The sequence below is a fragment of the Amycolatopsis sp. lyj-84 genome (assembly GCF_046549075.1).
Lineage (GTDB): Bacteria > Actinomycetota > Actinomycetes > Mycobacteriales > Pseudonocardiaceae > Amycolatopsis.
Genome location: NZ_JAJPWO010000018.1, coordinates 76,270 through 101,865, shown reverse-complemented (window position 1 = coordinate 101,865; position 25,596 = coordinate 76,270). Strand labels below are relative to the sequence as shown.

Annotated in this window: 19 protein-coding genes and 1 tRNA gene; 6 read left to right on the top strand and 14 right to left on the bottom strand. The window is 69.5% G+C overall.

Translation table 11 applies throughout. The features are described from left to right. Window positions 1–701: 701 nt before the first annotated feature. On the bottom strand, window positions 702–1,196 hold the full coding sequence (locus ACLJRM_RS38475; RefSeq protein WP_101605938.1) for an HNH endonuclease: 495 nt from the start codon (window positions 1,194–1,196) through the stop codon (window positions 702–704). Between the two features lie 431 nt (window positions 1,197–1,627). Between ACLJRM_RS38475 and ACLJRM_RS38470 the strand changes: the two genes are divergently transcribed. Genes ACLJRM_RS38470 through ACLJRM_RS38460 form a run of 3 tightly spaced genes read left to right on the top strand, consistent with a single transcriptional unit; the run spans window position 1,628 to window position 4,574 of the window. Next, the gene (locus tag ACLJRM_RS38470) at window positions 1,628–2,605 is read left to right on the top strand and encodes a mechanosensitive ion channel family protein (protein WP_101605937.1); all 978 of its coding nucleotides are present in this window, start codon (window positions 1,628–1,630) and stop codon (window positions 2,603–2,605) included. A 20-nt stretch (window positions 2,606–2,625) separates the two neighbouring features. Next, on the top strand, window positions 2,626–3,021 hold the full coding sequence (locus ACLJRM_RS38465; protein ID WP_101605936.1) for a globin: 396 nt from the start codon (window positions 2,626–2,628) through the stop codon (window positions 3,019–3,021). Then, a complete protein-coding gene (locus ACLJRM_RS38460) occupies window positions 3,021–4,574 on the top strand; it encodes a glycoside hydrolase family 13 protein (protein WP_410665854.1) in 1,554 nt (517 codons plus the stop codon). Before ACLJRM_RS38465 ends, ACLJRM_RS38460 begins: the two co-directional genes overlap by 1 nt. Window positions 4,575–4,651: 77 nt before the next feature. On the opposite strand, the gene ACLJRM_RS38455 is transcribed toward ACLJRM_RS38460, so the two are convergent. Continuing rightward, entirely contained in the window at window positions 4,652–6,100 is a 1,449-nt protein-coding gene (locus ACLJRM_RS38455; RefSeq protein WP_101605934.1) for an LVIVD repeat-containing protein, read from the bottom strand. Window positions 6,101–6,186: 86 nt separating this feature from the next. Between ACLJRM_RS38455 and ACLJRM_RS38450 the strand changes: the two genes are divergently transcribed. Further along, window positions 6,187–6,828 carry a DUF305 domain-containing protein gene (locus ACLJRM_RS38450; RefSeq protein ID WP_101605933.1) on the top strand — a complete coding sequence of 214 codons (642 nt, stop codon included), beginning with the start codon at window positions 6,187–6,189 and terminating at the stop codon, window positions 6,826–6,828. Here the strand turns inward: ACLJRM_RS38450 and ACLJRM_RS38445 are convergent. From ACLJRM_RS38445 to ACLJRM_RS38410, 8 genes are all read right to left on the bottom strand, one after another. Next, on the bottom strand, window positions 6,825–7,109 hold the full coding sequence (locus ACLJRM_RS38445; RefSeq protein ID WP_101605932.1) for a hypothetical protein: 285 nt from the start codon (window positions 7,107–7,109) through the stop codon (window positions 6,825–6,827). The genes ACLJRM_RS38450 and ACLJRM_RS38445 overlap by 4 nt on opposite strands. Window positions 7,110–7,172: 63 nt before the next feature. Beyond that, window positions 7,173–7,808 carry a hypothetical protein gene (locus ACLJRM_RS38440; protein ID WP_101605931.1) on the bottom strand — a complete coding sequence of 212 codons (636 nt, stop codon included), beginning with the start codon at window positions 7,806–7,808 and terminating at the stop codon, window positions 7,173–7,175. Then, entirely contained in the window at window positions 7,801–8,220 is a 420-nt protein-coding gene (locus tag ACLJRM_RS38435; protein WP_101605930.1) for an acyl-CoA thioesterase, read from the bottom strand. Before ACLJRM_RS38435 ends, ACLJRM_RS38440 begins: the two co-directional genes overlap by 8 nt. Further along, window positions 8,220–13,193: an NAD-glutamate dehydrogenase gene (locus ACLJRM_RS38430; protein ID WP_410665853.1), complete on the bottom strand. Its 4,974-nt coding sequence runs from the start codon at window positions 13,191–13,193 to the stop codon at window positions 8,220–8,222. Before ACLJRM_RS38430 ends, ACLJRM_RS38435 begins: the two co-directional genes overlap by 1 nt. A 345-nt stretch (window positions 13,194–13,538) precedes the next feature. After that, window positions 13,539–16,079 carry a hypothetical protein gene (locus ACLJRM_RS38425; RefSeq protein ID WP_410665852.1) on the bottom strand — a complete coding sequence of 847 codons (2,541 nt, stop codon included), beginning with the start codon at window positions 16,077–16,079 and terminating at the stop codon, window positions 13,539–13,541. Between the two features lie 16 nt (window positions 16,080–16,095). Then, window positions 16,096–17,772: an energy-dependent translational throttle protein EttA gene (gene ettA / locus ACLJRM_RS38420; protein ID WP_410665851.1), complete on the bottom strand. Its 1,677-nt coding sequence runs from the start codon at window positions 17,770–17,772 to the stop codon at window positions 16,096–16,098. A gap of 97 nt (window positions 17,773–17,869) precedes the next feature. Next, a complete protein-coding gene (locus ACLJRM_RS38415) occupies window positions 17,870–18,319 on the bottom strand; it encodes a single-stranded DNA-binding protein (protein ID WP_410665850.1) in 450 nt (149 codons plus the stop codon). A gap of 174 nt (window positions 18,320–18,493) precedes the next feature. Then, entirely contained in the window at window positions 18,494–20,515 is a 2,022-nt protein-coding gene (locus ACLJRM_RS38410) for a cytochrome c oxidase assembly protein (RefSeq protein ID WP_101605925.1), read from the bottom strand. Window positions 20,516–20,557: 42 nt separating this feature from the next. Between ACLJRM_RS38410 and ACLJRM_RS38405 the strand changes: the two genes are divergently transcribed. Then, the gene (locus tag ACLJRM_RS38405) at window positions 20,558–21,196 is read left to right on the top strand and encodes a histidine phosphatase family protein (protein ID WP_101605924.1); all 639 of its coding nucleotides are present in this window, start codon (window positions 20,558–20,560) and stop codon (window positions 21,194–21,196) included. Here the strand turns inward: ACLJRM_RS38405 and ACLJRM_RS38400 are convergent. Next, entirely contained in the window at window positions 21,170–22,345 is a 1,176-nt protein-coding gene (locus ACLJRM_RS38400) for a sensor histidine kinase (protein ID WP_369862462.1), read from the bottom strand. The genes ACLJRM_RS38405 and ACLJRM_RS38400 overlap by 27 nt on opposite strands. A gap of 103 nt (window positions 22,346–22,448) precedes the next feature. Continuing rightward, window positions 22,449–23,627 carry an MFS transporter gene (locus tag ACLJRM_RS38395; protein WP_101605923.1) on the bottom strand — a complete coding sequence of 393 codons (1,179 nt, stop codon included), beginning with the start codon at window positions 23,625–23,627 and terminating at the stop codon, window positions 22,449–22,451. Window positions 23,628–23,748: 121 nt separating this feature from the next. On the opposite strand from ACLJRM_RS38395, the gene ACLJRM_RS38390 reads away from it, so the two are divergent. Further along, on the top strand, window positions 23,749–24,798 hold the full coding sequence (locus tag ACLJRM_RS38390; RefSeq protein WP_410665903.1) for a LacI family DNA-binding transcriptional regulator: 1,050 nt from the start codon (window positions 23,749–23,751) through the stop codon (window positions 24,796–24,798). Between the two features lie 76 nt (window positions 24,799–24,874). Here the strand turns inward: ACLJRM_RS38390 and ACLJRM_RS38385 are convergent. Further along, window positions 24,875–24,948 (bottom strand) — tRNA-Arg (locus ACLJRM_RS38385). Between the two features lie 242 nt (window positions 24,949–25,190). Further along, window positions 25,191–25,580, bottom strand: a complete 390-nt coding sequence (locus ACLJRM_RS38380) for a peptidase inhibitor family I36 protein (RefSeq protein ID WP_101605921.1) — start codon at window positions 25,578–25,580, stop codon at window positions 25,191–25,193. Between the last annotated feature and the right edge of the window lie 16 nt (window positions 25,581–25,596).

Genomic DNA, 25,596 nt, shown 5'->3' with positions numbered 1-25,596 from the left:
GAGGGGGCCGTCCGCCGCTTGCCGCGAAAGCGCTCCCACGTTGAGCCGAAGCCCTCAAGGCCGAAAGGTTGCAACTCAACGTACGGGCGGCCGCACCCGGCGCTGTCGTCTTGTCGCGGCCTTGAAATCCTCGTAGCTTTTTCACCTGTACGGGCCTTGCGCCCAGCTCCCACACCCCAGCAGGTAACGCACCGGTCGCAGGAGGATATGTCATGCAGAGCACCCAGACACCCGGCCAGGCGATCATCGACGACGTTTCGTCACTCTTCGAAATTGGATTCGTCCCCGGTACGCGTGTGACGGCGGGCACACGGGTTACGCGCGGTACACGCGTCACTCGCGGTACGCGGGTCACCGCCGGAACCCGGGTCACTCGCGGCACCCGCGTGACTCGTGGCACTCGCGTCACCGCCGGCACTCGCGTCACCAGGGGCACGCGCGTCACTCGCGGCACCCGCGTGACGGCCGGAACCCGCGTCACCTGCGGCACCCGGGTCACTCGTGGCACCCGCGTCACCCGTGGCACGCGCGTCACCTGCCAGAGCGACTTCTCCCTCGCCGCCTGAGCCAGAGCACGGCCGGCTGACAGGGAAACGGCGTACTTGTAGCGGTAGAGAGCTTCATCACGGCATCATCGGCCCGCCCCGGCCGCCGAAAGGCAGCCGGGGCGCCGACGTGTTCGGAACCCGGTCAAGGCCCGGTCAGGCCGCGGTTCCCAGGTACGGCCGCCACAACGGGTCGGCCTCCTTGGAATGCGCGAGCAGCCGCCAGTGCGGCCCGTGCGGGGCCCTCGGCACGACGCGCAGCCGCCAGCCGATCTCGGAAAGCAGCTTGTCCGCCTTCCGGTGGTTGCACTTGGCGCAGCAGGCCACGCAGTTCGTCCAACTGTGGGGACCGCCCCGGCTACGCGGGATGACGTGGTCGATCGTCTCGGCCCGCCCTCCGCAGTAGGCGCAGCGGTACCGGTCGCGATGCATCAGCCCGGCCCTGGTCAGCGGCACCTGCGCGCGGTAAGGCACGCGCACGTAGGTGCTCAGCCGGATCACCGAGGGCACGGGCAACGACACCGAAGCGGCGTGCAGTTCGAGCCCTGCCGGGTCGCCGTGCACCACCTCGGCCTTGCCGCACATCACGAGGACCACAGCGCGCCGCAGCGGCAACGCCGTGAGCGGCTCGAACGTGGCGTTCAACAGCAATACCCGTCTGCGGCCCCAAGACGACGCCGTAGTCGTAGTGGGTACCGCCGAAGTCGACGGATCCCGCCCTCTACGCTGTCCGGGCGGGCGGGCAACACCCCCTGGCCGCGTTCCCGGCCCGCCCGGTGGAGCCCCGTGCGAGGGGGCACCTCCCGGATGAGCGCGCAACACGACCTCCGGCGCCTGTCCGGCCAAGGCTTGGCTCGGGACGCCGAGGGGGATGGGTTGTCGGTCTGGCACTCGACCACCTCCACCGGTGCAGGCATAGTCGACCACAGATCAGCCCCAAAGTGCACGTGTGTTAGTGGACGTGTCACATGCGCGCGACCCGGCGGCCACCTGATACCGGGTTTTTCGGATCCGCCGGAGCGCCCGCCGCGCCCGAGCAGCGCGAACGATCCCCGCCGAGTACGAAAGGACATTTCTTCTCAGTGAACCTGCTGCCCACCGAACCCCCTGCCTGCACGAAGGACGCCAGCACCCTGTGCGGTCAGGTGTTCGAGGTCACAAAGAACGAATGGCTCTCCGCGTCGGCAGGCTGGCTGCTGACGAAGCCGATCAAGATCCTGATGATCATCGCCGTGGCGTTCCTGCTGCGGTACCTGGTGCGTCGCCTGATCAACCGCGTGACGCGGATGCCGAGCGGTTCCAAGAAGCTGCCCGCCCTGTTGAGACCTCTGCGGGAGAAGGCTCCCGAGATGCTCGGGTCGGCGGTGATGGAACGGCGCCGTCAGCGCGCCGCCACCATCGGCTCGGTCCTCAAGTCCGTGGCGACACTGTTCATCTACGGCCTGGCGTTCATCCTCGTGCTGGGCGAACTGGGCATCGACCTGGCGCCGATCATCGCCTCCGCCGGCATCGTCGGTGTCGCGCTCGGTTTCGGCGCGCAGAACCTCGTCAAGGACTTCCTCTCCGGCATCTTCATGATGATCGAGGACCAGTACGGCGTCGGTGACGTCGTCGACGTCGGCGAGGCGGCGGGCACCGTCGAGGCCGTCGGCCTCCGGATCACCACCTTGCGTGACATCAACGGCACCGTCTGGTACGTCCGCAACGGCGAGGTGCTGCGGGTCGGCAACTCGAGCCAGGGCTTCGCCGTGGCCGTCGTCGACGTCCCGCTCAGCTACTCCGCCGACGTCGAGAAGGCCACCGAGCTGATGGCCGCCAAGGCGACGTCCCTGCTGGAAAGCGAAGGACTGGCGCCCAGCGTGCTGGAGCCGCCGGAGATGCTCGGTGTCGAGACCGTGACCCCCGAGGGCATCAAGCTCCGCCTGACGGTGAAGGTCCGGCCCGGCAAGCAGTGGGCGGTGCAGCGCGCGCTGCGGGCGCACCTGCTCGGCGCGCTCGACGAAGCGGGCTTCGAGCCACCTCTGGGGCGCTTTATGTCGTCCGGCCCCGCGGCCCAGTAGGACAAGGGCAGAATGGAGCTGTGTCCGTGAGCGAACCAGACCCCACGACCTTGTACGAGGCGATCGGCGGTGAACCGGTCTTCACCCGGATCGTCGCGCGGTTCTACGCCGAAGTGGCGGTCGACGAGGTGCTTCGGCCGCTGTACCCGGAGGAGGACCTCGGCCCGGCCGAGGAACGCTTCCGGCTGTTCCTCATGCAGTACTGGGGCGGCCCGCACACCTACTCGGACCAGCGCGGCCACCCGCGGCTGCGGATGCGGCACGGGCCGTTCAAGATCGGCCCGATCGAACGCGACGCCTGGCTGCGCTGCATCAAGATCGCGGTCGACGAAGAGAACATCGAGGAGCCCTACCGCGGTCAGCTGTGGGCGTACCTGGAGATGGCCGCCAACAGCATGATGAACAGTTTCGTCTGATGAAGCGCGCCGTGGCTTGGTGGGACCAGGCGGTCTTCTACCAGGTCTACGTGCGCTCGTTCGCCGATTCCGGCGGGGACGGCGTCGGTGACCTCGAAGGCATCCGCGGCAAGCTCGGGTACCTGGAGCTGCTCGGGGTCGACGCGCTGTGGCTGACGCCGTTCTACCGCTCGCCGATGGCCGACCACGGGTACGACATCGCCGATCCGCGCGATGTCGACCCGATGTTCGGCACCCTCGGTGATTTCGACGTCCTGCTGACCGAGGCGCACAAACGCGGCATCAAGGTCACCATCGACGTCGTCCCCAACCACACCAGCAACACCCACGCCTGGTTCAAATCGGCGATGGCGGCGCCGCCGGGGAGCCCGGAACGGGATCGCTACATCTTCCGTGACGGACTCGGCCCGCGCGGCGACCTGCCGCCGAACAACTGGGTCAGCGCGTTCGGCGGCCCGGCGTGGACCCGGGTCCCGGACGGCCAGTGGTACCTGCACCTGTTCTCCCCGCAGCAGCCGGATCTGAACTGGGGCAACCACGAGGTCGCCGCCGATCTGGAGCGGACCCTGCGGTTCTGGCTGGACCACGGCGTGGACGGCTTCCGCATCGACGTCGCGCACGGCATGGCGAAACCACCGGGCCTGCCGGACATGGACCCGCGGGTGACCCCGCACGGGCCGAGCGAGTTCTACGACCCGCGGTTCGACAACGACCGCGTCCACGAGATCCACCAGATGATCCGCAAGGTGCTCGACGAGTACCCGGGCGCGATGGCCGTCGGCGAGATCTGGGTGACCGACGAGGAACGGCTCGCCCGCTACCTGCGGCCGGACGAACTGCATCTGGCGTTCAACTTCCGGCTCGTGCTCACGCATTTCGACGCGGACGCGCTGCGGACGGCCATCGAACGGTCGTTGGCGGTGCCGAAGTCCGCCGGTGCCCCCGCCACCTGGACGCTGAGCAACCACGACGTCTGGCGGCAGGTCAGCCGGTACGGCGGCGGCGAGCGGGGGGTCCGGCGAGCCCGCGCGATGGCACTGGTCGAACTCGCGCTGCCCGGAACGGTCTATCTGTACAACGGCGAGGAACTGGGACTCGGGAACGTCGACCTCCCGCCAGACGCGCTCGCGGACCCGCGCGCCAAGACCTCCGGCGCCGAATTCGGCCGGGACGCGTCGCGCGTGCCGCTGCCGTGGGAAGGCGACCTGCCGCCGTTCGGCTTCTCGCGGAATCCGCGGACGTGGCTGCCGATGCCCGCTTCGTGGGCTTCGGTGACCGTGGAAGCCCAGCTGGAGGATCCGGCGTCGACGCTGTCGCTGTACCGGCGGGCGATCGAGATCCGCAAGTCGCACCAGGCTTTCAGCGGCGAAGACCTCGAGTGGTACGGCGCCCCGGCGGGCTGTTTCGCGTTCCGGCGGCGGGGCGGCGGGCTGGTCTGCGCGCTGAACACGTCGGCGAGCCCGATCGCGCTGCCGCCGGGCGAGGTGCTGCTGTCGAGCGTTCCGCTGGTGAACGGGAAGCTGCCTCCGGACGCCGCCGCCTGGCTCGTCTGAGTGCCCCCTCAGGACGCTATGAAAGGCCCGTTACTTGCAAAATTTGCAAGTAACGGGCCTTTCATCTCACGCTAGGACTAGTTGAAGCCCGGGTGCAGCTTGTACTGCGTCTGGGCGTTGAACTGGTTCTGCCGGACGAGCTTCGCCGGGAAGGTCCGCCAGTCGTTGAGGTCCAGGACGTCCAGGCCCTTCACGATGTCGGACGAGAAGATGTAGCCGTTGTACCAGTACGCCGACCACGTCCCACCGCCGACGAGCTTCTCGTTCGAGAGCGGGCCCCGCTCCCAGTACGCGATCTCCTTCGGCTTCTTCGAGTCGGTGAAGTCCCACACCGAAACGCCGCCCTGGTACCAGGACTGGACCATGATGTCCTTGCCCGGCACCGGAACCAGCGAACCGTTGTGCGCCACGCAGTTCTCGGTCTCGGACTGGAGACGCGGGATCTTGTAGTAGTTGCGGAACTCCAGCTTGCGGTTGTCGCCGCGGCCGGTGATGTCGTAGATGCCGTTGGCACCGCGGGTGGAGCCGAACTTCTCCAGGCAGGTCGCCATGCCGCCGCCGCCGAGTTCGTCGGTGAAGACGACCTTGGTGGCGTCGTTGTTGAAGGTGGCGCTGTGCCAGAACGCGAAGTTCACGTTGTCCTGGACTCGGTTGATGACGCGCGGCTTGAGCCGGTCGGCGATGTCGATCAGGACACCGTCACCCATGCAGGCACCGGCCATCAGGTCCTTCTCCGGCAGCGCCGTCAGGTCGTGGCAACCGGTGGTCGCCGACCGGTTGGTGCCGTCGGGGTTCGGGCCGCCGGCGTTGCCGCCGTCCGGGAACAGCACCGGCGTCGCGACGAGCGAAGCCTTCGCCGGGTCCTTCACCGGGACCTTGATGATGGAGAGCTTGTCGTGCGGCGGCTGGCAGTCGGGCAGGTTCGCCGACGGCGCGTACGACGAGACGTAGATGTAGACGTCCTTGCCGCGCTTGTCCGGCACCAGGGTGTTGGTGTGCGAACCGCAGTCGGTCTCGACCGCCGCGACGTACTTCGGCGCCGCGAGGTTCGAGATGTCGAAGATCTTGATGCCCTCCCACGCCGTCTTGTCCGATGCGGGCTTCGCGACGCTGGTGCACGAGTTGTCGCTGCGCGAGGCGTCGGTCGACAGGAAGAGCAGGTCGCCGGAGATCGACACGTCGTTCTGCCCACCGGGGCAGAGGACCTGGCTGACGATCTTCGGGCGGTAGGGGTTGCGGACGTCGTAGACGTTGAAGCCGTCGTACGTGCCGGTGATCGCGTGACCCTTGGTGAACGCGATGTCGGTGCCGGTCGAGTCCTTGGTGAACGGTCCCTGCTGCGGGACGTTCGCGATCGACCGGAGATTCGGGCTGTGGACGATCTCGTCCACAGCCGGGATCGTGGTCGCCGACGGCTCGGCGACGACGGCCGGCGCGGCGAACGCGCTGGCGGCGCCGAGGGCGGCGACGGCGGCCACTGACACGAATCCCCTGGTCAAGCGACGTTTCAGCCCAGGCTGCAGCACGATATGGCTCTCCTTCCACCCAGCTTTACGCGCACCTTATTCCTTATTTAGGCTCAGCAGATACCGACCAACGGAGGATCTCCGGGATGAGAAAAAGTTTGACATCGGCGCTGCTCGTTGCGGCTTTCGTCGTCTCGGGCTGCACGGGCGACGAATCACCCGCCGAACCGGCATCGAGCGCACCGGTCATCATTCCGGGCAAACCGGGCGAGCAGGCGGGCACCGGCTCCCCCGGCCCGGTGAACCGCGATCAGGCAGGCGAGGCCGACGTCGAGTACATGACGATGATGATCCCCCACCACCAGCAGGCGAAGGTGATGACCGACCTGGTGCCGGGCAAGACGGCGAACGAGCAGCTCAAGGCGATCGCGGGCCGGATCTCGGTGGCGCAGGACGGCGAGGTCGCGATGATGAAGACCTGGCTGTCCGACCGCGGCAAGCCGGTGCCGGGCGAGGGTCACGCCGGCCACGGCGGAGGGCATGACCACGGGCTCATGCCGGGCATGGCGACCGAAGCGCAGCTGGCCGATCTGCGCGCGGCGAGCGGTCCGGCGTTCGAAAAGCTGTTCCTCGACCTGATGATCGCGCATCACCAGGGCGCGCTGACCATGGCCGAAACCCAGCTCGGCAAGGGAGTGGAGATCAAGGCGCAGGAGATGGCGCAGGAGGTCATCACCGGCCAGTCCGCCGAGATCGAGCGCATGAGGACGATGCGAGGAAAGCTCTAGGCGTCGCCCGAGGAGCCCACGTCACCGGAGTCGTCGAGGGTGCCCGAGACGATCCAGGTCGCCAGCGCGGCGGCCTGGACATAGGGCGCGGCCTGCGCGGCGGCGCGACCGGCGGCCTTGGCGCGCCCCCATTTCTCCGGGCGTTCGGCGCGTTCCGGCGCCTCCTCACCCGGCGGGCGCTCGGTCCGCCACGGGGTCTCCTCAGGCCGGACCTCGGCCAGGAAGTCCGCGGTCGGGTCTTCCCCGTCCTTGCCGTCGTCGCGAGGGCCGCTGTCGCTCATGAGGACAGCCTGACACCGCGGGCGGCCGGAAGCCACCCGCGGCGCGAAGCCGTAAGGCCCCTGTCAGAACAGCAACGGCAGGAGCGCGTGGCGGCGTTTGAGCACGGCGCCGTAGCGGGCGTCGATGCGCATCCACGAATCCGTCGCGGTGATCCGGACGACGTCGCCGGCGATCGACGAGTCGACGAAACCCATCCCGGACAACGCGAACAGGCACCGCATCTGGACCTTGATCTCCTGCTCGCCGCCGGTGACGGTGAGCACCGCCTGGTCCATCAGGGAGGCGGGCGGGTTGCCGTGCGGGCCGACGTTGTCGCGGGCCAGCGCGACGCCGCGGTCGGCCAGCTCCGAGATCACCGTCGCCGGCAGTTCGTCCACCAGCTGCCAGCGGCCGGGTGCGGGCAGCTCGGAATGCCACATCAGGTCGCGGGCCGGGCCCGGATCCATCCGCTCGCCGCCGGCGATGGTCAGTGCGGCGAGCAGTTCGTTCCCGGACACCGTGATGTCCGACGGCGTGATGTCACCGGCGACGGCCCTGGTGGCGAGGACTTCGAACGGGGTCGCGCTCCACGCCTCGACGACGCCGTCACCGCGCTGCCGCAACCGCACCAGCGTGTTCTGGTCGAGCCGGACGGCCCTGGCCACGAACGCGCCGAGCGTTTCGCGGTCCCCCGCGTCCGGGATGACGAGCTCAGGCATCCGCGAACCCCTTCTCCAGGAAGGCGCGTTCGTCCTCGGTCAGTCGCCGGGGCCGCTCCGTCCCGGTGTCGAACGGCGCGAGCACCGTCTCCGCGGTGACCGCGACCTTGTCGACCTCGGCAGGCCCGTCGTGCACCTTGTAGCCGAGGGTGAAGCTGGCGTGCTTCAAGTCCTTCAACGAGATCTCCACCCGGATGTCCTGATCGGACACCACGATCGGCGAACGGTAATGGACGGCCAGCTTCACCACCACGATGCCCTTGGGCAGTTCGGTGAGCCCGGCCCGGACGGCGTCCCCGAACAGCAGGGGGATCCGCGCCTCTTCGAGCAGGGTCACCAGGTTCGCGTGGTTGACGTGCCCGTAGACGTCCATATCCGACCAGCGTGGCCGGATCAGGGAAATGTAGCTCACTACCTCACCGTGCTCCGGATCTGCCTCGCCGCCACCGACAGCGTCGCCAGGTCGAGCTTGCCGAACTGGCTGATCTCGTCCAGTGCGACACGAGCGCGCTGCAGCCGCGAGGCGTTCGTCTTCTCCCAGTGGGCGATCTTCTCGTCCGGGTCGGTACCCGAATCGCTGTGCCGCAACGCGTCCAGCGTGATCGCCCGCAACGAACCATAGACGTCGTCCCGCAGTGCCAGCCGCGCGAGCGCGTGCCAGCGGTTGCCGCGTTCGAGACCGCTGATCGACGTCAGCATCTTGTCGATGCCGAGGTGATCGGACAGGGCGTAGTACAGGCCCGCGGTCTCCGACGGGGTGTGCACCGCGTCGATCCCCGCCTGCTGCTCGGCCAGCTCCGCGACGTCGGTGACGTCGAGCAGGCCGAAGGTGTGCAGCAGGAGCGCCACACGTTCCGCCAGCTCCGTCGGGACGCCCTTCTCCACCAGTCGCTCGGTGTTCGCGTCCACTGACTCGCACTCGACACCGCGAAGCAGCTCGTGCGCCCGCGGCGCCATCTCGCCGACGACCCGGCCGAACCGGTTGATCTCGGCGAGCGGGGCGAGGGGCTGCGGCCGGTTGGTGAGGAACCAGCGGGCGGCCCGGTCGAGCAGCCTGCGGGTCTCCAGCATCATCTCGTCCGCGACCTCGGTCGGCACGACGTTGTCCAGCGCGTCGATCTGCGCCCACAGCGAGGGCAGGTCGTACACGTGGGTGACCACGGCGTACGCGCGGACGGCGTCGGTCGCGGTCGCGTTCATCTCCTCCATCAGGCGGAAGACGTAGGAGATCCCGGCGCCGTCGACGACCTCGTTGGCCACCATCGTCGTGATGATCTCGCGCTTCAGCGGGTGCTGGAAGATCGCGTCGCCGAAGCGCTCCCGAAGCGGCTTCGGGAAGTACTCGGGCAGACGGCGCGAGAACACCTCGGAGTCCGGCAGTTCGCTCGCCAGCAACTCGTCCTTGAGGTCGAGCTTGACGTGCGCGAGCAGCGTCGCCAGCTCCGGCGAGGTGAGCCCCTCGCCCGCCTTCTCCAGCGCGCGGAACTCCGCCGAACTCGGCAGCGCTTCGAGCTTGCGGTCGAAAGCGCCCTTCGCGACCAGTGCCGCGACGAGCCGCTGGTGCACCGAGACCATCGGCCCGGCGTGCGCCCGGCTGACCCCGAGCACGGCGTTCTGCCGGTAGTTGTCGGCCAGCACCAGCTCGCCGACCTCGTCGGTCATCTGCTCCAGCAGCTCGTTGCGCTGCTCGGCGCCGAGTGATCCGGTCGAGACCAGGTGGTCCAGCAGGATCTTGATGTTGACCTCGTGGTCGGAGCAGTCGACGCCGGCGGAGTTGTCGAGCGCGTCGGTGTTGATCTTGCCGCCCGCGCGGGCGAACTCGATCCGGCCGAGCTGCGTCAGCCCCAGGTTCCCGCCCTCGCCGACGACCTTGACGCGGAGCTGGTTCCCGTTGACGCGCAAGGCGTCGTTGGCCTTGTCGCCCGCGTCGGCGTGGGTCTCGTTCTCGGCCTTGACGTAGGTGCCGATGCCGCCGTTCCACAGCAGCTCGACCGGCGACAGCAGGATCGCCTGCATGAGGTCGGCCGGGGCCAGCGCGGTGACGTCCTCGGCGAGCCCGAGCGCTTCGCGGACCTGCGGGCTGATCGGGATCGTCTTGGCCGACCGCGAGTAGATGCCGCCGCCCTCGCTGATCAGCGAGCGGTCGTAGTCCTCCCACGACGAACGCGGCAGGTCGAACAGCCTGCGGCGCTCGGCGAACGAGGAGGCCGCGTCCGGGTTCGGGTCGAGGAAGATGTGCAGGTGGTTGAAGGCGGCCACCAGCCGGATGTGCTCCGAGAGCAGCATGCCGTTGCCGAAGACGTCGCCCATCATGTCGCCGATGCCGACGACGGTGAAGTCCTCGGTCTGGCTGTCCTTGCCCAGCTCGCGGAAGTTGCGTTTGACGCTCTCCCAAGCACCCTTCGCGGTGATGCCCATGGCCTTGTGGTCGTAGCCGACCGAGCCACCGGAAGCGAAGGCGTCGCCGAGCCAGAACTTGTAGTGCGCCGAGACCTCGTTCGCGATGTCGGAGAACTTCGCGGTGCCCTTGTCCGCCGCGACCACGAGGTAGCTGTCGTCGCCGTCGTGGCGGACCACACCCGGCGCCGGGACGGTCTTGCCCTCGACCCGGTTGTCGGTCACGTCGAGCAGGCCGGAGATGAACATCCGGTAGCAGGCGATGCCCTCGTTCAGCTGGGCGTCGCGGTCCAGGCCCGGGTCGCCGGTGGCCGTCGGCGGGCGCTTGACCACGAACCCGCCCTTCGCGCCGACGGGGACGATGACCGCGTTCTTGACCGCCTGCGCCTTGACCAGGCCGAGGATCTCCGTGCGGAAGTCCTCCCGGCGGTCGGACCAGCGGAGACCACCGCGCGCGACGTCGCCGAAGCGCAGGTGGACACCCTCGATCCGGGGCGAGTACACGAAGATCTCGTACTTCGGCCGCGGCTCGGGCAGTTCGGGCACCGCGCTCGGGTCGAGCTTGAGCGCCAGGTACTGCCGGGAATTCCCCTCGCCGTCGGTGACGTGGTAGTTCGTGCGCAGCGTGGCGAGGATGACCGCCATCAGCCGTCGCAGGATCCGGTCCTCGTCGAGACTGGTCACCTCGTCGACCAGCTTGCCGATCTCGGCGGTGAGCTGATCGGCCTGCGACGCGCGGACCTCGATGCCGAGCGCGAGGTCGAAGCGGGTCTCGAACAGCCGCACCAGCGCGGTGGCGATGTCGGTGTGCGCGAGGACGGTGTTCTCGATGTACTCCTGCGAGAACGGGATCTTCGTCTGGCGCAGGTACCGCGAGTAGGCCCGCAGGATGGCCGCCTGGCGCCAGGTGAGCCCGGCGCTCAGGACGAGACCGTTGAAACCGTCGACCTCGCAGTCGCCGCGCCAGGCGGCGTGAAACGCGTCCTGGAAGCGGACGCGCAGGTCGAGGTCCGCGTGGTCGAGGACCTGCGGGTCGATCCGCAGGCCGAAGTCGTAGATCCAGGACCGGCCGCCGTCTTCGCGGCGCAGTTCGTAAGGACGCTCGTCGACGACCTCCACGCCCATCCGCTGCAGGACCGGGAGCACCTGGGAGAGGGTGACGCCCTCGCCGCGCAGGTACAGCTTGAAGCGCCGCTCCCCCGCCTCGGCGTCGGCCGGCAGGTAGAACGACATCGACAGGTCGCCCTCGTCGGTCAGCGCCTCCAGGGCGCGGAGGTCCGCGAGCGCTTCGAGCGCGGTGAAGTCCTCCTTGTAGCCCTCGGGGAACACCGCGGCGAACCGCTGTCCCTGCTCGCCGGCGGATTCCTCGCCCAGCAGGCCGATCGCGACGCCGCTGTCCCCGGCGCGCTCGCGGCGCTCGGCGAGGATCGCCTCGACCATCCGGTCGTCCCAGCCGCGAACGGCTTCGTTGAGCCGTTCCTGGATGCGCAGGGTGTCCGGCTCGGACCGCTGCGACGGGTCGGTGTGCACGATGAAGTGCACCTGCGCGAGCACGGTTTCCCCGATGCGCGCGCTGTATTCCAGTTGCGTGCCTTCGAGTTCTTCGAGCAGGACCTCCTGCATCGCGAGCCGCGAACGGGTCGTGTAGCGATCGCGCGGGAGGTACACGAGGCAGGAGTAGAAACGGCCGTACGGGTCACGGCGCAGGAACAGCCGCAGCCGGCGGCGATCCGAAAGCGTGATCGCGCCTGTCGTCGTGGAGTACAGCGAATCGGTGTCGGCCGAGAACAGGTCCGCGCGCGGCCAGTTCTGCAGCACTTCGAGCATCCGCTGCCCGGAGAAGGACTCCATCGGGAAGCCCGCGCGGTGGATGACCTCGCGGACCCGGTTGCAGACCACCGGGATGTCCAGCACGTTCTCGTGCAGGGCGGTGGTGGTGAACATGCCGAGGAACCGGTGTTCGCCGGTGACGTTTCCCTTGTCGTCGAACGTTTTCACGCCGACGTAGTACGGGTACACCGGGCGGTGCACGGTGGACGGCGCGCTCGCCTGCGTCAGCACCAGCAGCGTCGGCGCGAGCGCGGACGCCGCCGTGTCGGGACCGGCGGTGAGGCTGCGCGCGGCCAGGCTGTCCTGGCGCAGCACGCCCAGTCCGGTGGCGAGAACCGCGCGCAGGGCGGGCTCTTCACTGTCCGGGTGCGGGTTGTCGATCAGCTCGTAGCGGCGGTAGCCGAGGAAGGTGAAGTGACCGTCGGCGAGCCAGCGCAACAGCCGTGCGCCCTCGGCGACCTCACGCGTGGACAGCTTCGGCGGGTCCGCGTCCAGCTGGTCGGCGAGACGACGCGCCGTCTCGGCCATCTTGTCGGTGTCCTCGACGACCTCGCGCACGTCACCCAGCACCGACGAAAGCCGGTTGTCCAGCTCACGGGCGCGGTTCGGGTCCGTCACCAGGTCGATCTCGATGTACATCCACGACTCGGCCGCAGAATTCGGCGGCGGCTCCGCCGGATCGGCATCCGGGTGGACCGCCTGCAGCTCACCGGTCAGATCGCGGCTGACCACGACGATCGGGTGCACGATGCGCTGCACCTGCACCCCGTCACGGGCGAACTCGGCAGCGACGGAATCCACGAGGTAGGGCATGTCGTCCGTGACGACCTGCACGACGGTGGCCTCACGCGTCCAGCCGTCTTCGGGACCGGTCGGGTTCAGCAGCCGCACCGCGGGACGGCCGGGCATCCGGTCCTTCGCCAGGTGCAGATGCGAGCGGACGGCGCCGACGAGGTCGACCGGATCGTCACCGAGAATCTCTTCGGCCGGGATGTGCCGGTAGTACAGGCGGATCAGGTCGCCGATCTCCGGGGCGTACGCCGCGGCGGCGTCGATCAGGTCGTCCCGGATCTGCTCCGGGTTCACCGACCGGCGCCGAGCGCCGTCTTCGGTGCCGACATCTTTTCCGGGCAGGGACGAGACTCCCGTCGAGCTCATTTGAGGCAACTCTCCACTGTAGCGAGATTGACACCGCGACCGGCACGACTCTGTGCCGGACCAGACCCAACCTACAGCTTTGGACAGTCGGCCCGACAAGGCCGGGTCATTCCCGGTCGTCGAAGATTTCCCTGCTCAGATACCGGAATCGCCGTGATCGGTTCAGCTACTCGCGGGTCACATAGGCGGTCTGTCCGGACCTCGCCGCGTCCCGCCGCACCGGGGGTGACCAGCACCCATTGCCGCGCGAACGAGTGGGACGCGGTCTCACCCGACCGACTGAATCGTTCAAGTCCGCGAGGGCTCCCACCGGGGGCGTAGCAAGGGACCTTTGCTATCGCCCGGTCAGTCGCTTCCGTTGGTGCGATGCCGGTCGCGGCCGTTGACCGGACGCTTTCCCGAGTCCTGGGAACCGAGCTGCTTCACGAGCGCGGCCGCGCTGGCGGTCCCCGCCTGGTGTTCGGCGAGGGCACGGGCGAGCAGGTCGGCGAGACCGGCGTCCGGCGGCGGCTCGTCCTCCGCGATCGCGCGGGCGTAGCTCTCCGGGAACGGCGTGATCGGCCGCCAGGAGCCGGTGTCGGTCAGCGGGTCCAGCGACGGCGGCATCCGCAGACGCGGCAGCCACGGATCCGCGACCTCTTCCGGGGGGCCCTGCCGGGGAGTTTCCTGGGCACTTTGCCGGGTTCCGCCGCCGTACGACGGTGGCGGGTCTTCCCGGGGCGGCGGAGCGAGCGGCACGGCGGGTTCGGCGTACTCCACCGGAGGCTGTTCCCGGCGCGCGCGTCCGGCATCGGCGCGTTCCTCGGCGACGGGGTCCGGATGCACGGGATCCGTGGCACCGTCCGCGCGGCGACGGCCACCGCCGTGCCCGCCGGTGCTCGAGATCCCGAGCCGGTCCAGCACCGATTTCGCCGCCACGGAACCGTGTTCGGCGTCGTGCCTGGTCTTGCGCGAAACGGGCGCGGCCGACCGGCGGACCCGTTCCTCGGCCGCCCACTCGTCGCTCTCCCACAACGGGGCGGCGGTCCCCGGCGGACGCGGCGGTTCGGCCTCCGCCGCGATCCGCGGCCGGGGTTCGGCGGCGGGCTCGGGGGCCAGCAGCAGTTCCGGGACCACGGGCTCCGGCTCCTCGTACCGGACGGGCACCTCGGGGCGCCGGCGCGCGACCGGGATCGGGGCTTCAGGCCGGGTGACCTCGGGTTCGGGAACGACGGTCTCGCGTGCGGCAGGCGCCTCCGGACGCCTGCGCCGCGAGGGCTCCGGCGCGGGCTCCGGCTCCGGCTCCGGGCGTGAGACCGGTTCAGGACGCGGCGCGGGCTCCGGTTTCGGCGGCGGCATCAGTTTCGGCGCGGCGGGCTCGAACCTGATCGCCGGCTTGGGTTGTTCAGGCTTCTTCGGTACCCGGCGGCGCCAATCGCTGTCGGGCGCCGCGGCCTCACGGGAGGGCTCCGGACGGGACGGCGGCTTCAACACCGGCGGCGCTTCGGTCTTTTCCGCGGCGGGTGCCACGGGAGTTTCCACCGGCCGCGGAGGCACGGCGGGACGCGGCGGCTCGACCTGTGTGTTCCGCACCGGCTCGGGCTCCGCCTTCCTGTGCTGCCTCGCGGGCCTCGGCGGCTCACGACGAACCGGAGGTTCGGCCGCGGCCCGCTTCGGGGGCGCCACGTCGATCGGCGCCATCACCGCGGTCACCTCGGCGGGAGCCGGAGCCGGAACCGGCACAGGTGCCGCGGCGACGGCCCGCAGGACGTCGTCGAGGTCGACAGCGGCGTTCTCGGCCGCGCCGAACTCGCCGAGCAGGACGTTGCACGCCTGCCTGCGCGCGCGGGCGTGCAGATGCTCGGCGGCCCGCGAACGATGCAGGCAGCCGATGGCCTCCTCGGCCCGGCCGAGCCGTTCTTCGATCTGCGCGAGTTCCAGCCACAGCCGCGCCGTGATCGCGTGCAGCTTGTGGTCTTCGGTCCCGGCGACCGCTTCACGGACGAGCATGCCCGCGGCTTCCCCGGATCCCGCGGGCAGCAGGACACGGGTGGCCACCGCCAGCCGCAGCCACGCGGCGGGCGCGATCCCGGCGGCCCGGACGGGCGCGTCGAGGATCGGCTTCGCGACCTCCATCGCCATCTCCGTGTCGCCCCGGTCCAGCAACGTGCAGACGAGCTGCAGGACCAGCCGGATCCGGACGAGACCTCCGTCATCGTCGGGGTTTCCGAGCTTTTCGAGCATGCCGAGCCCGGTCCGGGCGGCGTCGGCCGCGGCCGTCAGATCGCCGTGACGACGACGGTGCGCCGACACCCCGACCCGCAGCATCGCGCGGATCAGCAACTGCGAATCCGCCGTCATCGCGCCGTCGCCGAGCACGAGCTTGTCCGCCTCGGCGAGCACCCGGTCCAGTTCCGCCTTGCGGCCGAACTGTGCCAAGCAGCCGACGAGATGGCACAACGCCTCGGCCCGGTGCGCCGGCGAGACCGCCGGATCCGCCAGCAGCGGGCGCAGGGCGGCCAGCCCGGTCAGCGGGATGCCGACGCTGCGCGCGCAGACCGCGAGATCGATCCTCAGCCGGGCTGCGATGTCGCCGTAGCCCGCGTGTTCGGCGGCGCGCAAGGCGGCCACCGCCCTGCCGACCGTCCGGGGACGGCCGCCGAGCCGGACCCGGGCGCTCACCACGAGGCTTTCCGCGCGGATCCATTGCTCGTCAGCACCGGCTGCCTCGGCGAGCGCGGCCGCGCGCTCCCCGAGGACCAAGGCGAGTTCGGGCGCCCTCAGGTGCAGGGCGTCCGCGCGTTCGATCAGCCTGCCGACAGCGGACAGGGTTACCCCGGTGGCAGCCGTCCGCCCACCCACCATGGTGGTGGGCGGGCCCGGCCGTTGGCGCTTGCTGGCTTCCACGGGGAACCCCCGGCCCTCAGTCGCGGGTCAGCTTGCGATGGGTGACGCGGTGCGGACGAGCCGCCTCGGCACCGAGACGTTCGACCTTGTTCTTCTCGTAGCCCTCGAAGTTACCTTCGAACCAGAACCATTGCGAGGGGTTCTCCTCGGTGCCTTCCCAGGCGAGGATGTGCGTCGCGACCCGGTCGAGGAACCACCGGTCGTGCGAGATGACCACGGCGCAACCGGGGAACTGCTCGAGAGCGTTCTCCAGCGAGCCCAGGGTCTCGACGTCCAGGTCGTTCGTCGGCTCGTCGAGCAGGATCAGGTTCCCGCCCTGCTTGAGGGTCAGCGCCAGGTTCAGCCGGTTGCGCTCACCACCGGAGAGCACGCCCGCCGGCTTCTGCTGGTCCGGACCCTTGAAACCGAACGCGCTGACGTAGGCACGCGAGGGCATTTCGGTCTGCCCGACGTGGATGTAGTCCAGCTTGTCCGAAACCACCTCCCATACCGTCTTCTTCGGGTCGATCCCGCCACGGTTCTGGTCCACATAGGACAGTTTGACCGTCTCGCCGATCTTGACCACGCCGTCGTCCGGCTCCTCGAGCCCGACGATCGTCTTGAACAGGGTCGTCTTGCCGACACCGTTCGGCCCGATCACGCCGACGATGCCGTTGCGCGGCAGGTCGAAGGACAGCCCGTCGATCAGCACACGGTCGTCGAAGCCCTTGCTCAGCTTCTCGACCTCGACGACCACGCTGCCCAGCCGGGGCCCCGGCGGGATCTGGATCTCTTCGAAGTCGAGCTTGCGGTGCTTGTCGGCCTCCGCCGCCATCTCTTCGTAGCGGTCGAGCCGGGACCGCGACTTGGTCTGGCGGGCCTTGGCGTTGGACCGGACCCATTCGAGCTCGGTCTTCAACCGCTTGGCGAGCTTGGCGTCCTTCTTGCCCTGGACCTCGAGGCGCTCGCGCTTCTTCTCCAGGTACGTGGAGTAGTTGCCCTCGTAGCCGACGACGCGGCCGCGATCGAGCTCCATGATCCACTGCGCGACGTTGTCCAGGAAGTACCGGTCGTGTGTGACGGCGAGGACGGCGCCGGCGTAGTTCGCGAGGAACTGTTCCAGCCACAGCACGCTTTCGGCGTCCAGATGGTTGGTGGGCTCGTCGAGGAGCAGCAGGTCGGGCGCGGACAGGAGCAGCTTGCACAGCGCGACCCGGCGGCGCTCACCACCGGAGAGGTGGGTGACCTGCTCTTCCGGCGGCGGGCAGCGGAGGGCGTCCATCGCCTGCTCCACCGCGGAGTCGATCTCCCACGCGTCGGCGTGGTCGAGGTCCTCCTGGAGCTTGCCCATCTCCTCCATCAGCTCGTCGCTGTAGTCGGTCGCCATCAGCTCGGCGACCTCGTTGAAGCGGTTGAGCTTGACCTTGATGTCGCCAAGGCCTTCTTCGACGTTTTCGCGGACGGTCTTCTCTTCGTTGAGCACCGGCTCCTGCATGAGGATGCCGACGCTGGCGCCAGGCTGGAGGAAGGCTTCGCCGTTGCTGGCCTGCTCGATCCCCGCCATGATCTTCAGAACGGTGGACTTACCCGCGCCGTTCGGCCCCACCACGCCGATCTTGGCGCCGGGGTAGAACGCGGTGCTGACGTCGTCGAGGATGACCTTGTCCCCGACGGTCTTGCGCACCTTCTTCATGGTGTAGATGAACTCGGCCATACAAGCGATCGTAGAGCGAGCCGATCGCGGCCTCGACGGCGGTCACCACCGAACTACCGACGGTCAGCCCGACATCACTGAGCGAGCACCGGAAACCTCACGCCACGGGCGCCTCCTCGAGCGCGGTGACCATGGGATTCCCCACGGGCGGCGGCGCCATCGGGATCGCCCTGGGCCGATCACGCCCGGCCCGCCGGATCTCGGCCGAACAGCGCGCGAGGTTGGGCCCGATCGAGAAGGCCTCAAGCTCAGGTAGACCGAGAGGTGCCGGGATCTCCTCCGCGGTCTCGGCGCCGCGCAGCCGCCCGGCCACGATCACCGGATCGCCCTTGCTCAGGCACGAAAACGCCGCCATCGCCAGCTTGCGCCAGCAGGTGACCTTGACCGCGAGCTGCCGCCCCTCGCCCCACTCCCCTCTTTCCTTGTCGTACCGGCGTTCGACACTCCGCAAGCCGAACGACACGACGTCGTGCCCGTGCACCCGTTCCGGATGGTGGACCGGTTCGCTGGTCAGGTTGCCGATCATGGTCACCCACGTTTCGCCCATCGCCATCACACTCGCCTTTCTCCTCGGTGATTCCCTTGATCACAGACTGCCTCGGATCAAAGGCCGAAAAGGGGCGCGAATCGGATCTGTGGACAACTCGGGGCGTTGTGGGCTTCCTGTGGACAACTCGGGCGGAAGCCGCCGGGCGCGCGAGGACTTGTGGTAGCGCTTGGCCTAGGAGTCCCGTCCCCGGCCCTGATCCGCGAGGTTCTTCAGCATCGCGTTGTAGGCGTTCAGATCCGCGTCGCCCGAGGCGTCCTCGCGGCGGTCCTTGCGCCGGGCCTCGCGCTCGTCCTGGCGTGCCCACTGCACCAGCAGCGCGACGAGCACCAGCAGGACCGGCAGCTCACCGGACGCCCACGCGATGCCGCCGCCGAGGCGCTGGTCGGTGAGCAGGTCGGTGACCCACGGCAGTTTCAGCCCGCGGTAGAAGTCCTGGCCCAGCACGGTCTGCATGCTCATCAGCGCGATCCCGAAGAACGCGTGGAACGGCATGGCGGCGAACATCATCCCCAGCCGTCCCAGCGGCGGGATCCGGCGCGGCGCCGGGTCGACGCCGATCACCGGCCAGTAGAAGACGTATCCGGCGAGCAGGAAGTGCGCGTTCATCGCGAGATGCGCCCAGTGGTAGTTCAGCGCGGAGTCGAACAGGCCCGAGAAGTACAGGCCGTAGAAGGAGCCGACGAACAACAGCAGCGCGACGACCGGATGCGTCAGGAACCGCGAAAGCGGCGAGTGCACGAAGGCGAGCAGCCATTCACGCGGTCCGGGCGGGGCGTCCTTGCCCGCCGCGGGCAGCGCGCGCAGCGCGAGCGTCACGGGTCCGCCGAGCACGAACAGCACCGGCGCCACCATGGACAGCAGCATGTGGTTGCCCATGTGCACGCTGAACATCGCGGGCGCGTACCGGCCGATTCCGGACGACGTCGCGATCAGCAGCACGAAACAGCCCGCGAGCCACGCGACGGTCCGGCCGGTGGCCCATGTGTCGCCGCGGCGGCGCAGTCGCTGGACCCCGGCGAGGTACAGCCCGGCGAGAACGATCGCGAGGGTGCCGTAGACGAGGTCGAACCGCCAGTCCGTGAGCAGCCTGAGCACGGTCGGCGGGCCGTAGAGGTCGTAGCCGATCAGCAGTTCCGTCGTCGACGGCTGGGAGAACGACTCCTGCGGCGGCGGGGTCTTCGCGAGGCCGGTGGCGATGCCGATCGTGATGAACATGATCAGCACCTCGACCGCGGCGAGCCGCAGCAGTTGCCCGCCGCCGGCGCCGTTCACCAGCCCGGCGACGCCCTTCTGGCGCTGCTGGTGCCCGAAGACGCCGAGCAGCAGCAATGCGACGATCTTCGCGAGGACGAGCAGGCCGTAGTCGGTGGTGAACAGGTCGGCGATCCTGATCCTCACCAGCGCGTTCACGATGCCGGAGACCGCCATCACCACCCAGCAGACCAGTGCCAGCTTCGAGAACCGTGTCGCGGCGAGCTTGAGGTTCTCGCCGCGGCGCCAGCCGAGGGCGAGCACCGCCACCAGCCCGCCGACCCACAGCGCGGCGGCGACCAGGTGGTACAGGAGGCTGTTGGTCGCCATGTCGTGCGAGCCGCCGCTCGCGGAGTGCCCGGTGACCGCGACCGGGATCAGGCCGCCGACGGACAGGAAGAAGACCACCGTCGTCCAGCCCCAGGTCAGCGCGAGACGGCAGCCGAGCGCGACCAGCAGCGCGATCAGCGCGGTGAACAGCCAGGCCTTGGGCTGTTCGATGGCGTCCACCAGGTCGATCAGCACCTGCGGCGAGAGCACCTCGGTGAACGGGCGTCCCGCGCCGTCGGCCGCGGAGAAGAAGATCGACGCGGCGGCCGCGAAGAACCACACCCACGCGGCGACGCCCGCGACCCGGATGGCCGCGTACCCGTCCGCGGCGAGCGTGCCGGACTTCTGCGGCGGGACGAGGAACGCGGCGAGCAGCAGTGAACCCACGCACAGCACCGAAGCCGCCTCCGCCAGCACCCGGACGACGGTGATGCCGTAGCGCGTCACCAGCCCCGGATCCGGCAGGCCGGCGATGACGTAACCGGCGCCACCGGTCAGCGCGACCAGGCCGACGGCCACCACCGCCGCCAAGAGCGCTCCGATCGACACCAGCGGCAGGACACCGGCCTTCCGCGCGGGTGGGGCCGGTTTCGTCTCGGGGTCTGAAGGCACGTCACGAGGGTAAGCCGGACGGAAAAGGGGCAAGATGGCGGCGTGCGGATCATCCTGCTGAGGCATGCCGAGTCGCTCGGCAACGTCGACGAACTCGCGTACACGCGGATCCCCGACCACTCCCTCCCGCTGACCGACGCGGGCCGCGAGCAGGCTCGGCAGGCGGGTCCGGAGCTCCGGGAACTCCTCGGCGGTGAGCGCCCGGCGGTCTACGTCAGCCCGTATCTGCGGACGCGGGAAACGTTGCGGCTGCTGGACATCCGCGACGTCTGCGAGCGGATCACGCAGGAGCCGAGGCTGCGGGAACAGGACTGGGGCAACCTCCAGGATCCGCTGGAGCAGGAGATACAGAAGCAGCGCCGTCACGAGTTCGGGCACTTCTTCTACCGGCTCCCGTTCGGCGAGTCCGGGGCGGACGTCGACGACCGGGTCGCGGCGTTCCTCAGCGAACTGGCCGCTTGCGGCGAAGATCACCCCGAGACCGTGCTGGTCGTCTCACACGGCCTGACCATTCGCTTGCTGTGCCGTCGGCTCTTCGGCTGGAGCATCGAGCTGTTCGAGTCCCTGTCCAATCCGACGACCTGCGAATACCGCGTCGTCGAACGCGAAGGCGACAAGTGGACGCTGGACCGCCCGTTCCGCCAGTGGCGGGACTCACCCGACGGGGACACTCAAGACTGACGGGGCGAGAAGCACCACTCGCGTGCCCAGGCCCGGACTGGATTCGATCCGCGCGAAACCACCGATCTCCGCCATCCGCGCGATGATCGAGTTCTCGAGGCCGAACCCGCGCCGCCTGTCGCCGACGTCGAAACCGGCGCCGTGATCGCGCACCGTCAAGGAGACCCCGCCGCCGATCTCCTCGACGCTGACGACGGCCCTTCGGGTCCCCGAGTGCTTCAGTGTGTTGCGCAAGGCCTCCCTGGCCGCGTCGTGCAGCGCCATGGCCGCCTCCTCCGCGAGGCCCGGACCGCAGTCGTCCTGGATGACGACCTCGGCGCGCAGTCCTTCCGAGGCCATCTCGGCGGCGAGCAGGCGGAGACGCTGGTGCAGCCCGACGGACTCGGCGGGTTCGTGCTCGAGGCTGATCCGGAGGCGCATCGCCTGGGCGCGAGCGGTGCGGCGGACCCGGTCGAGGCTGGCCGCCGGATCGAGTTCGTCGGCGGGCGCGGGGATGGCGAACGACTCCATCACCTGCAGGACGGTGTCGTGGACGTCGCGGCGATGCCGTTCCCGTTCCGCCGCCCGGCCCTGCTGCTCGCCGAACCCGAGCGCGAATCGCATCGACGCGCCGACCAGGCCCACGATCGCGAGGCACGCCACCAGCGCGGTCCCGAGCGTGAGGAAGAGACCGAGTGAGGTGGACGGGTCCAGCAGGGAGTGCAGCACCACCGCGCCCCCGATGACCGCCGCTCCCGCCAGTGCGCCACGCAGCAGCGTCCAGATCATCACCGTGCCCATCAGGTGGGTCCAGGTGATCGACGTGATCGCGACGTCCCGCGCGAGCAGGGCGGCTCCCAGGGTCAAAAGCACGGCGACCCCGGCGTCGACCGCCGGTACCAGGCGCGTACCGGCGGGATCACGGGCGGACCAGCGGAAGACCCAGGTCGCTTCGGCGACGTTCGGCACCAGGTGCAGCACCACGAACGTCCACAGCACCGGCGTTCCGCCGGAGCCCGCCGCCCACAGCGCCTGCGCCAGCATCACCAGCCGGAACACCACCGGGACCAGCACGAGCCGGGGCAGGGTGGTCTGCACCAGCCGCGCCGGTATCCCCGGAACCTGATGACGACCGGTCAGGACCCCCACGCCGCCCCCGAGCATCAGCACCCTCACGCCGCTCCTCCCCCGGATCAGCCACCCTGAAACAGCGAACGAGTCGCATTCATTTCAGTTTACGAGCAATCAGCTTGCCCGCGTCGCGGCGAGGATGTCAACGGGCGGCGGGTTCGGACATCTCCTCTCGTTTCGCCGCCCGCGCCGCGGCGAGCGCGGACGGCACGATCAGCGCGGCGGTCAGGCCGACGAACAGGAAGGACACCGAAAGCGACGTCACCTGCGCGATTCCACCGATCAGCGGCGGCCCGGCGAGGAAGCCGGTGTAGGCGATCGCGGTGACGAAGGCCAGCTCCCGCTCGCCTCCGGTGCCGTCGGCGCGTTTGCCCGACGCTCCCGCGAGGCTCAACGCGATCGGGAAGGCCGCGGCCAGCCCGGCACCCGCCAGCGCGAAGCCGACGAACCCGAACACCGGCCGGCCTGCCAACGCGGCGAGCACGAGCCCCGCCGCGGCGATCCCGGCGCCCACCGCCAGCGCGCGGGTCGCGCCGAAGCGGTTCTGAAGCCAGGCGCCCGCGAGTCTGGCGAGCGCCATGGACAGGGCGAACCCGGAGTAGGCGAAGGCCGCGGCGCCGTCGCCGACCCCGTGCGCGGACGTCATCAGCAGGGCGGACCAGTCCGAACTCGCGCCTTCCGCGATCGCCGAGAACAGCGCGATGGCGGCGAGCAGCCAGAGGACGGGACGCTTGATCGGCGGCACCCGCGGCTTCTCGACGGGTCCGGCGTGCGCGGGCCGCGCGCCGGGCACGGCCACGACGACGAAGGCGAGCACGACCAGCGCCGCCAGCGCGGCGACGGTGAGATGCCGTCCCGGCGACCAGTGGTGCGAAGCGGCGAATCCGGCGGCGACGGAGCCCGCCAGCGCGCCGAAACTGAACCCGGCGTGCAGGATCGGCATGATGGCCCGCCCGGACCGGCGTTCCACCTCGACGCCCGCGACGTTCATCGCGACGTCCAGCGCGCCGACGCTCGCGCCGAGGACGAACAGAGCCCCGGCCAGCAGGAAGACCGACGTCGAGAAGCCGATCATCGGCAACGCGGCACAGGCGATGACCGTGCTGCCCGCGACCACCGCGCGCGCACCGTGCCGCTCGATCAGCCGCCCCGAAACCGACGCCGCGATCAGCATGCCGACACTGGCCCCCAGCAGGGCCAGGCCGAAAACACCCGGCGAAGCGTTCACCCTCTCCGACAACGCCGGAGTCCTCGGCGCCCACGAGCCGAGCGCGGCCCCGTTGAGCGCGAACACGACGAAAACGGCCGTACGGTCACGCATAAACCCCAGTCTCCTTCCGATTCCTGTTCCCCCAGAATGACTTAAGCGCTTCAGAAAGTCCACCGGCCCTTGCCGGGACTAGACTGCGGCGGTGACCAGCACGCGACGGCGACGGCCGACGTTGGACGATGTCGCCGACGCCGTCGGGGTGTCACGGGCGACCGTCTCCAACGCCTACAACCGGCCCGACCAGCTGTCCGCCCGGCTGCGGGAAGAGGTGCTGCGCGCGGCCAAGAAAATCGGGTACGCGGGGCCGAACCCGACGGCGCGCAGCCTGGCCACCAGCCGCACCGGCGCGATCGCCGTGCTGCTCGACACGAACCTTTCGACGGCCTTCTCGGATCCCGCGTTGTCGCTCACGCTCGACGCGCTCTCGACCGTCGTCGACCCCGAGGGCCACGCCCTCCTGCTGCTCCCCGGCGACGGCGAGAGCGGAGGTCCGCGCGCGGAACGGGTCCTGACCGCGCAAGCCGACATCGCGGTGGCGTATTCGCTGGCAGACGGCGCGCCCGCGCTGAACGCGGTCCGCGACCGGGGCATGCCGCTGGTGGTGATCGACCAGCCGCACATCCGCGGTTCGGCCAGGGTCGGCGTGGCGGACCGGACGGGGGCGGCCGCGGCCGCCCGGCATCTGCTGGAGCTCGGACACCGGCGGATCGGGATCTTCTCGGCGCAGTGCCTCTCGGCGCCGCGTGGTGGCGAACTGAGCGTGGCGGAGGCCGGGAACAGCCGGTTCCACGACAACCGCGAGCGGATGGCCGGCTACCTGGAGACGCTGACCGCGGCCGGTGTCCCGGCGGCGGACATACCGATCTGGGAGGCGTCCGGGCTCTCGGTCGAAAGCGCCCTCCCGAGCGCGTTCGGCCTGCTCGACCGGCAGCCGCGGCCGACAGCGCTGTTGTGCATGTCGGATCTGCTGGCGCTGGCGGCGATCTCGACGGCTCGACACCTCGGGTTGTCCGTCCCGGGTGATCTTTCCGTCGTGGGCTTCGACGATGTCCCGCCCGCCCGCTGGTCCGAACCACCGCTGACGACGGTCCGGCAGGACCTCACGGCCAAGGGACGGGCGGCCGGCGATCTGGTGCTGGGCCTGCTGCGCGGGGAGAAGGCCCCTGCTCCCGCCGAGTTGCCCGCAGAACTGGTCGTCAGGGACTCCACCGCGCGCGTTTAAACCATGGGCAGCCGCGGCGAAACGAGAAGGAGAACCCCTGGCCACTTGCGTGACCAGGGGTTTCCCTGTGGCGGCGTGCCCCCGGCAGGACTTGAACCTGCGACCTAGAGATTAGAAGGCTCTTGCTCTATCCAGCTGAGCTACGAGGGCCGACGTCGGCGACGTTGGGTGTCGCCCAGCGTCGGCAGCTTAGCCGTCGCCAACCTGTCGATCGTTCGACACCGCCAGATCGTTTCAGGTCGGGCCCACCGTTTTTTGGAACACCCGTGAGCGCGTCACGACGCGGGGTGACGCGCTCACGGGCCGGGGCCGCTTTGGGGGAGCGGCCCCTGGGTTCGCGCAGGTCGCGAGTCGACTCCGCTGCAAGCGACCTGCGCGAACCGCCGGGGTGGTCAGTCCCAGATCTTGAGGGCGCGGATCACGAACGGGCCCTGGGGTACGTAGGTGCCGCCACCCGGATAGGTGATGAAATCTCCTTCGGTCGTGCACTCCTCGCTCTGATAAATCGTCACGTCGCGGCTCAGCCGGTTGACGAACGAATGCCCGTCGAAGCCGTCGGGCAGGGGAATGCATTCCTCGGGGTTGGAGGTGCGCAGGTCGAATTTGTGCGCAACGCCGCCGAACGATTCTTCGCCGTACACGCAGAACTCGCCCTTCTGACAGACCGGTGCGGGCGGGCCGGTGGTGGCACTAGCGACTCCGGTGCTGGTCAGCAGGCCGAACATGGCCAGCAGGAGGACGTGCGGAAGGCGTGCGCGCAGGTTCGTCAAACGTCGTTGCATGGCTGGGTTCTCCCCC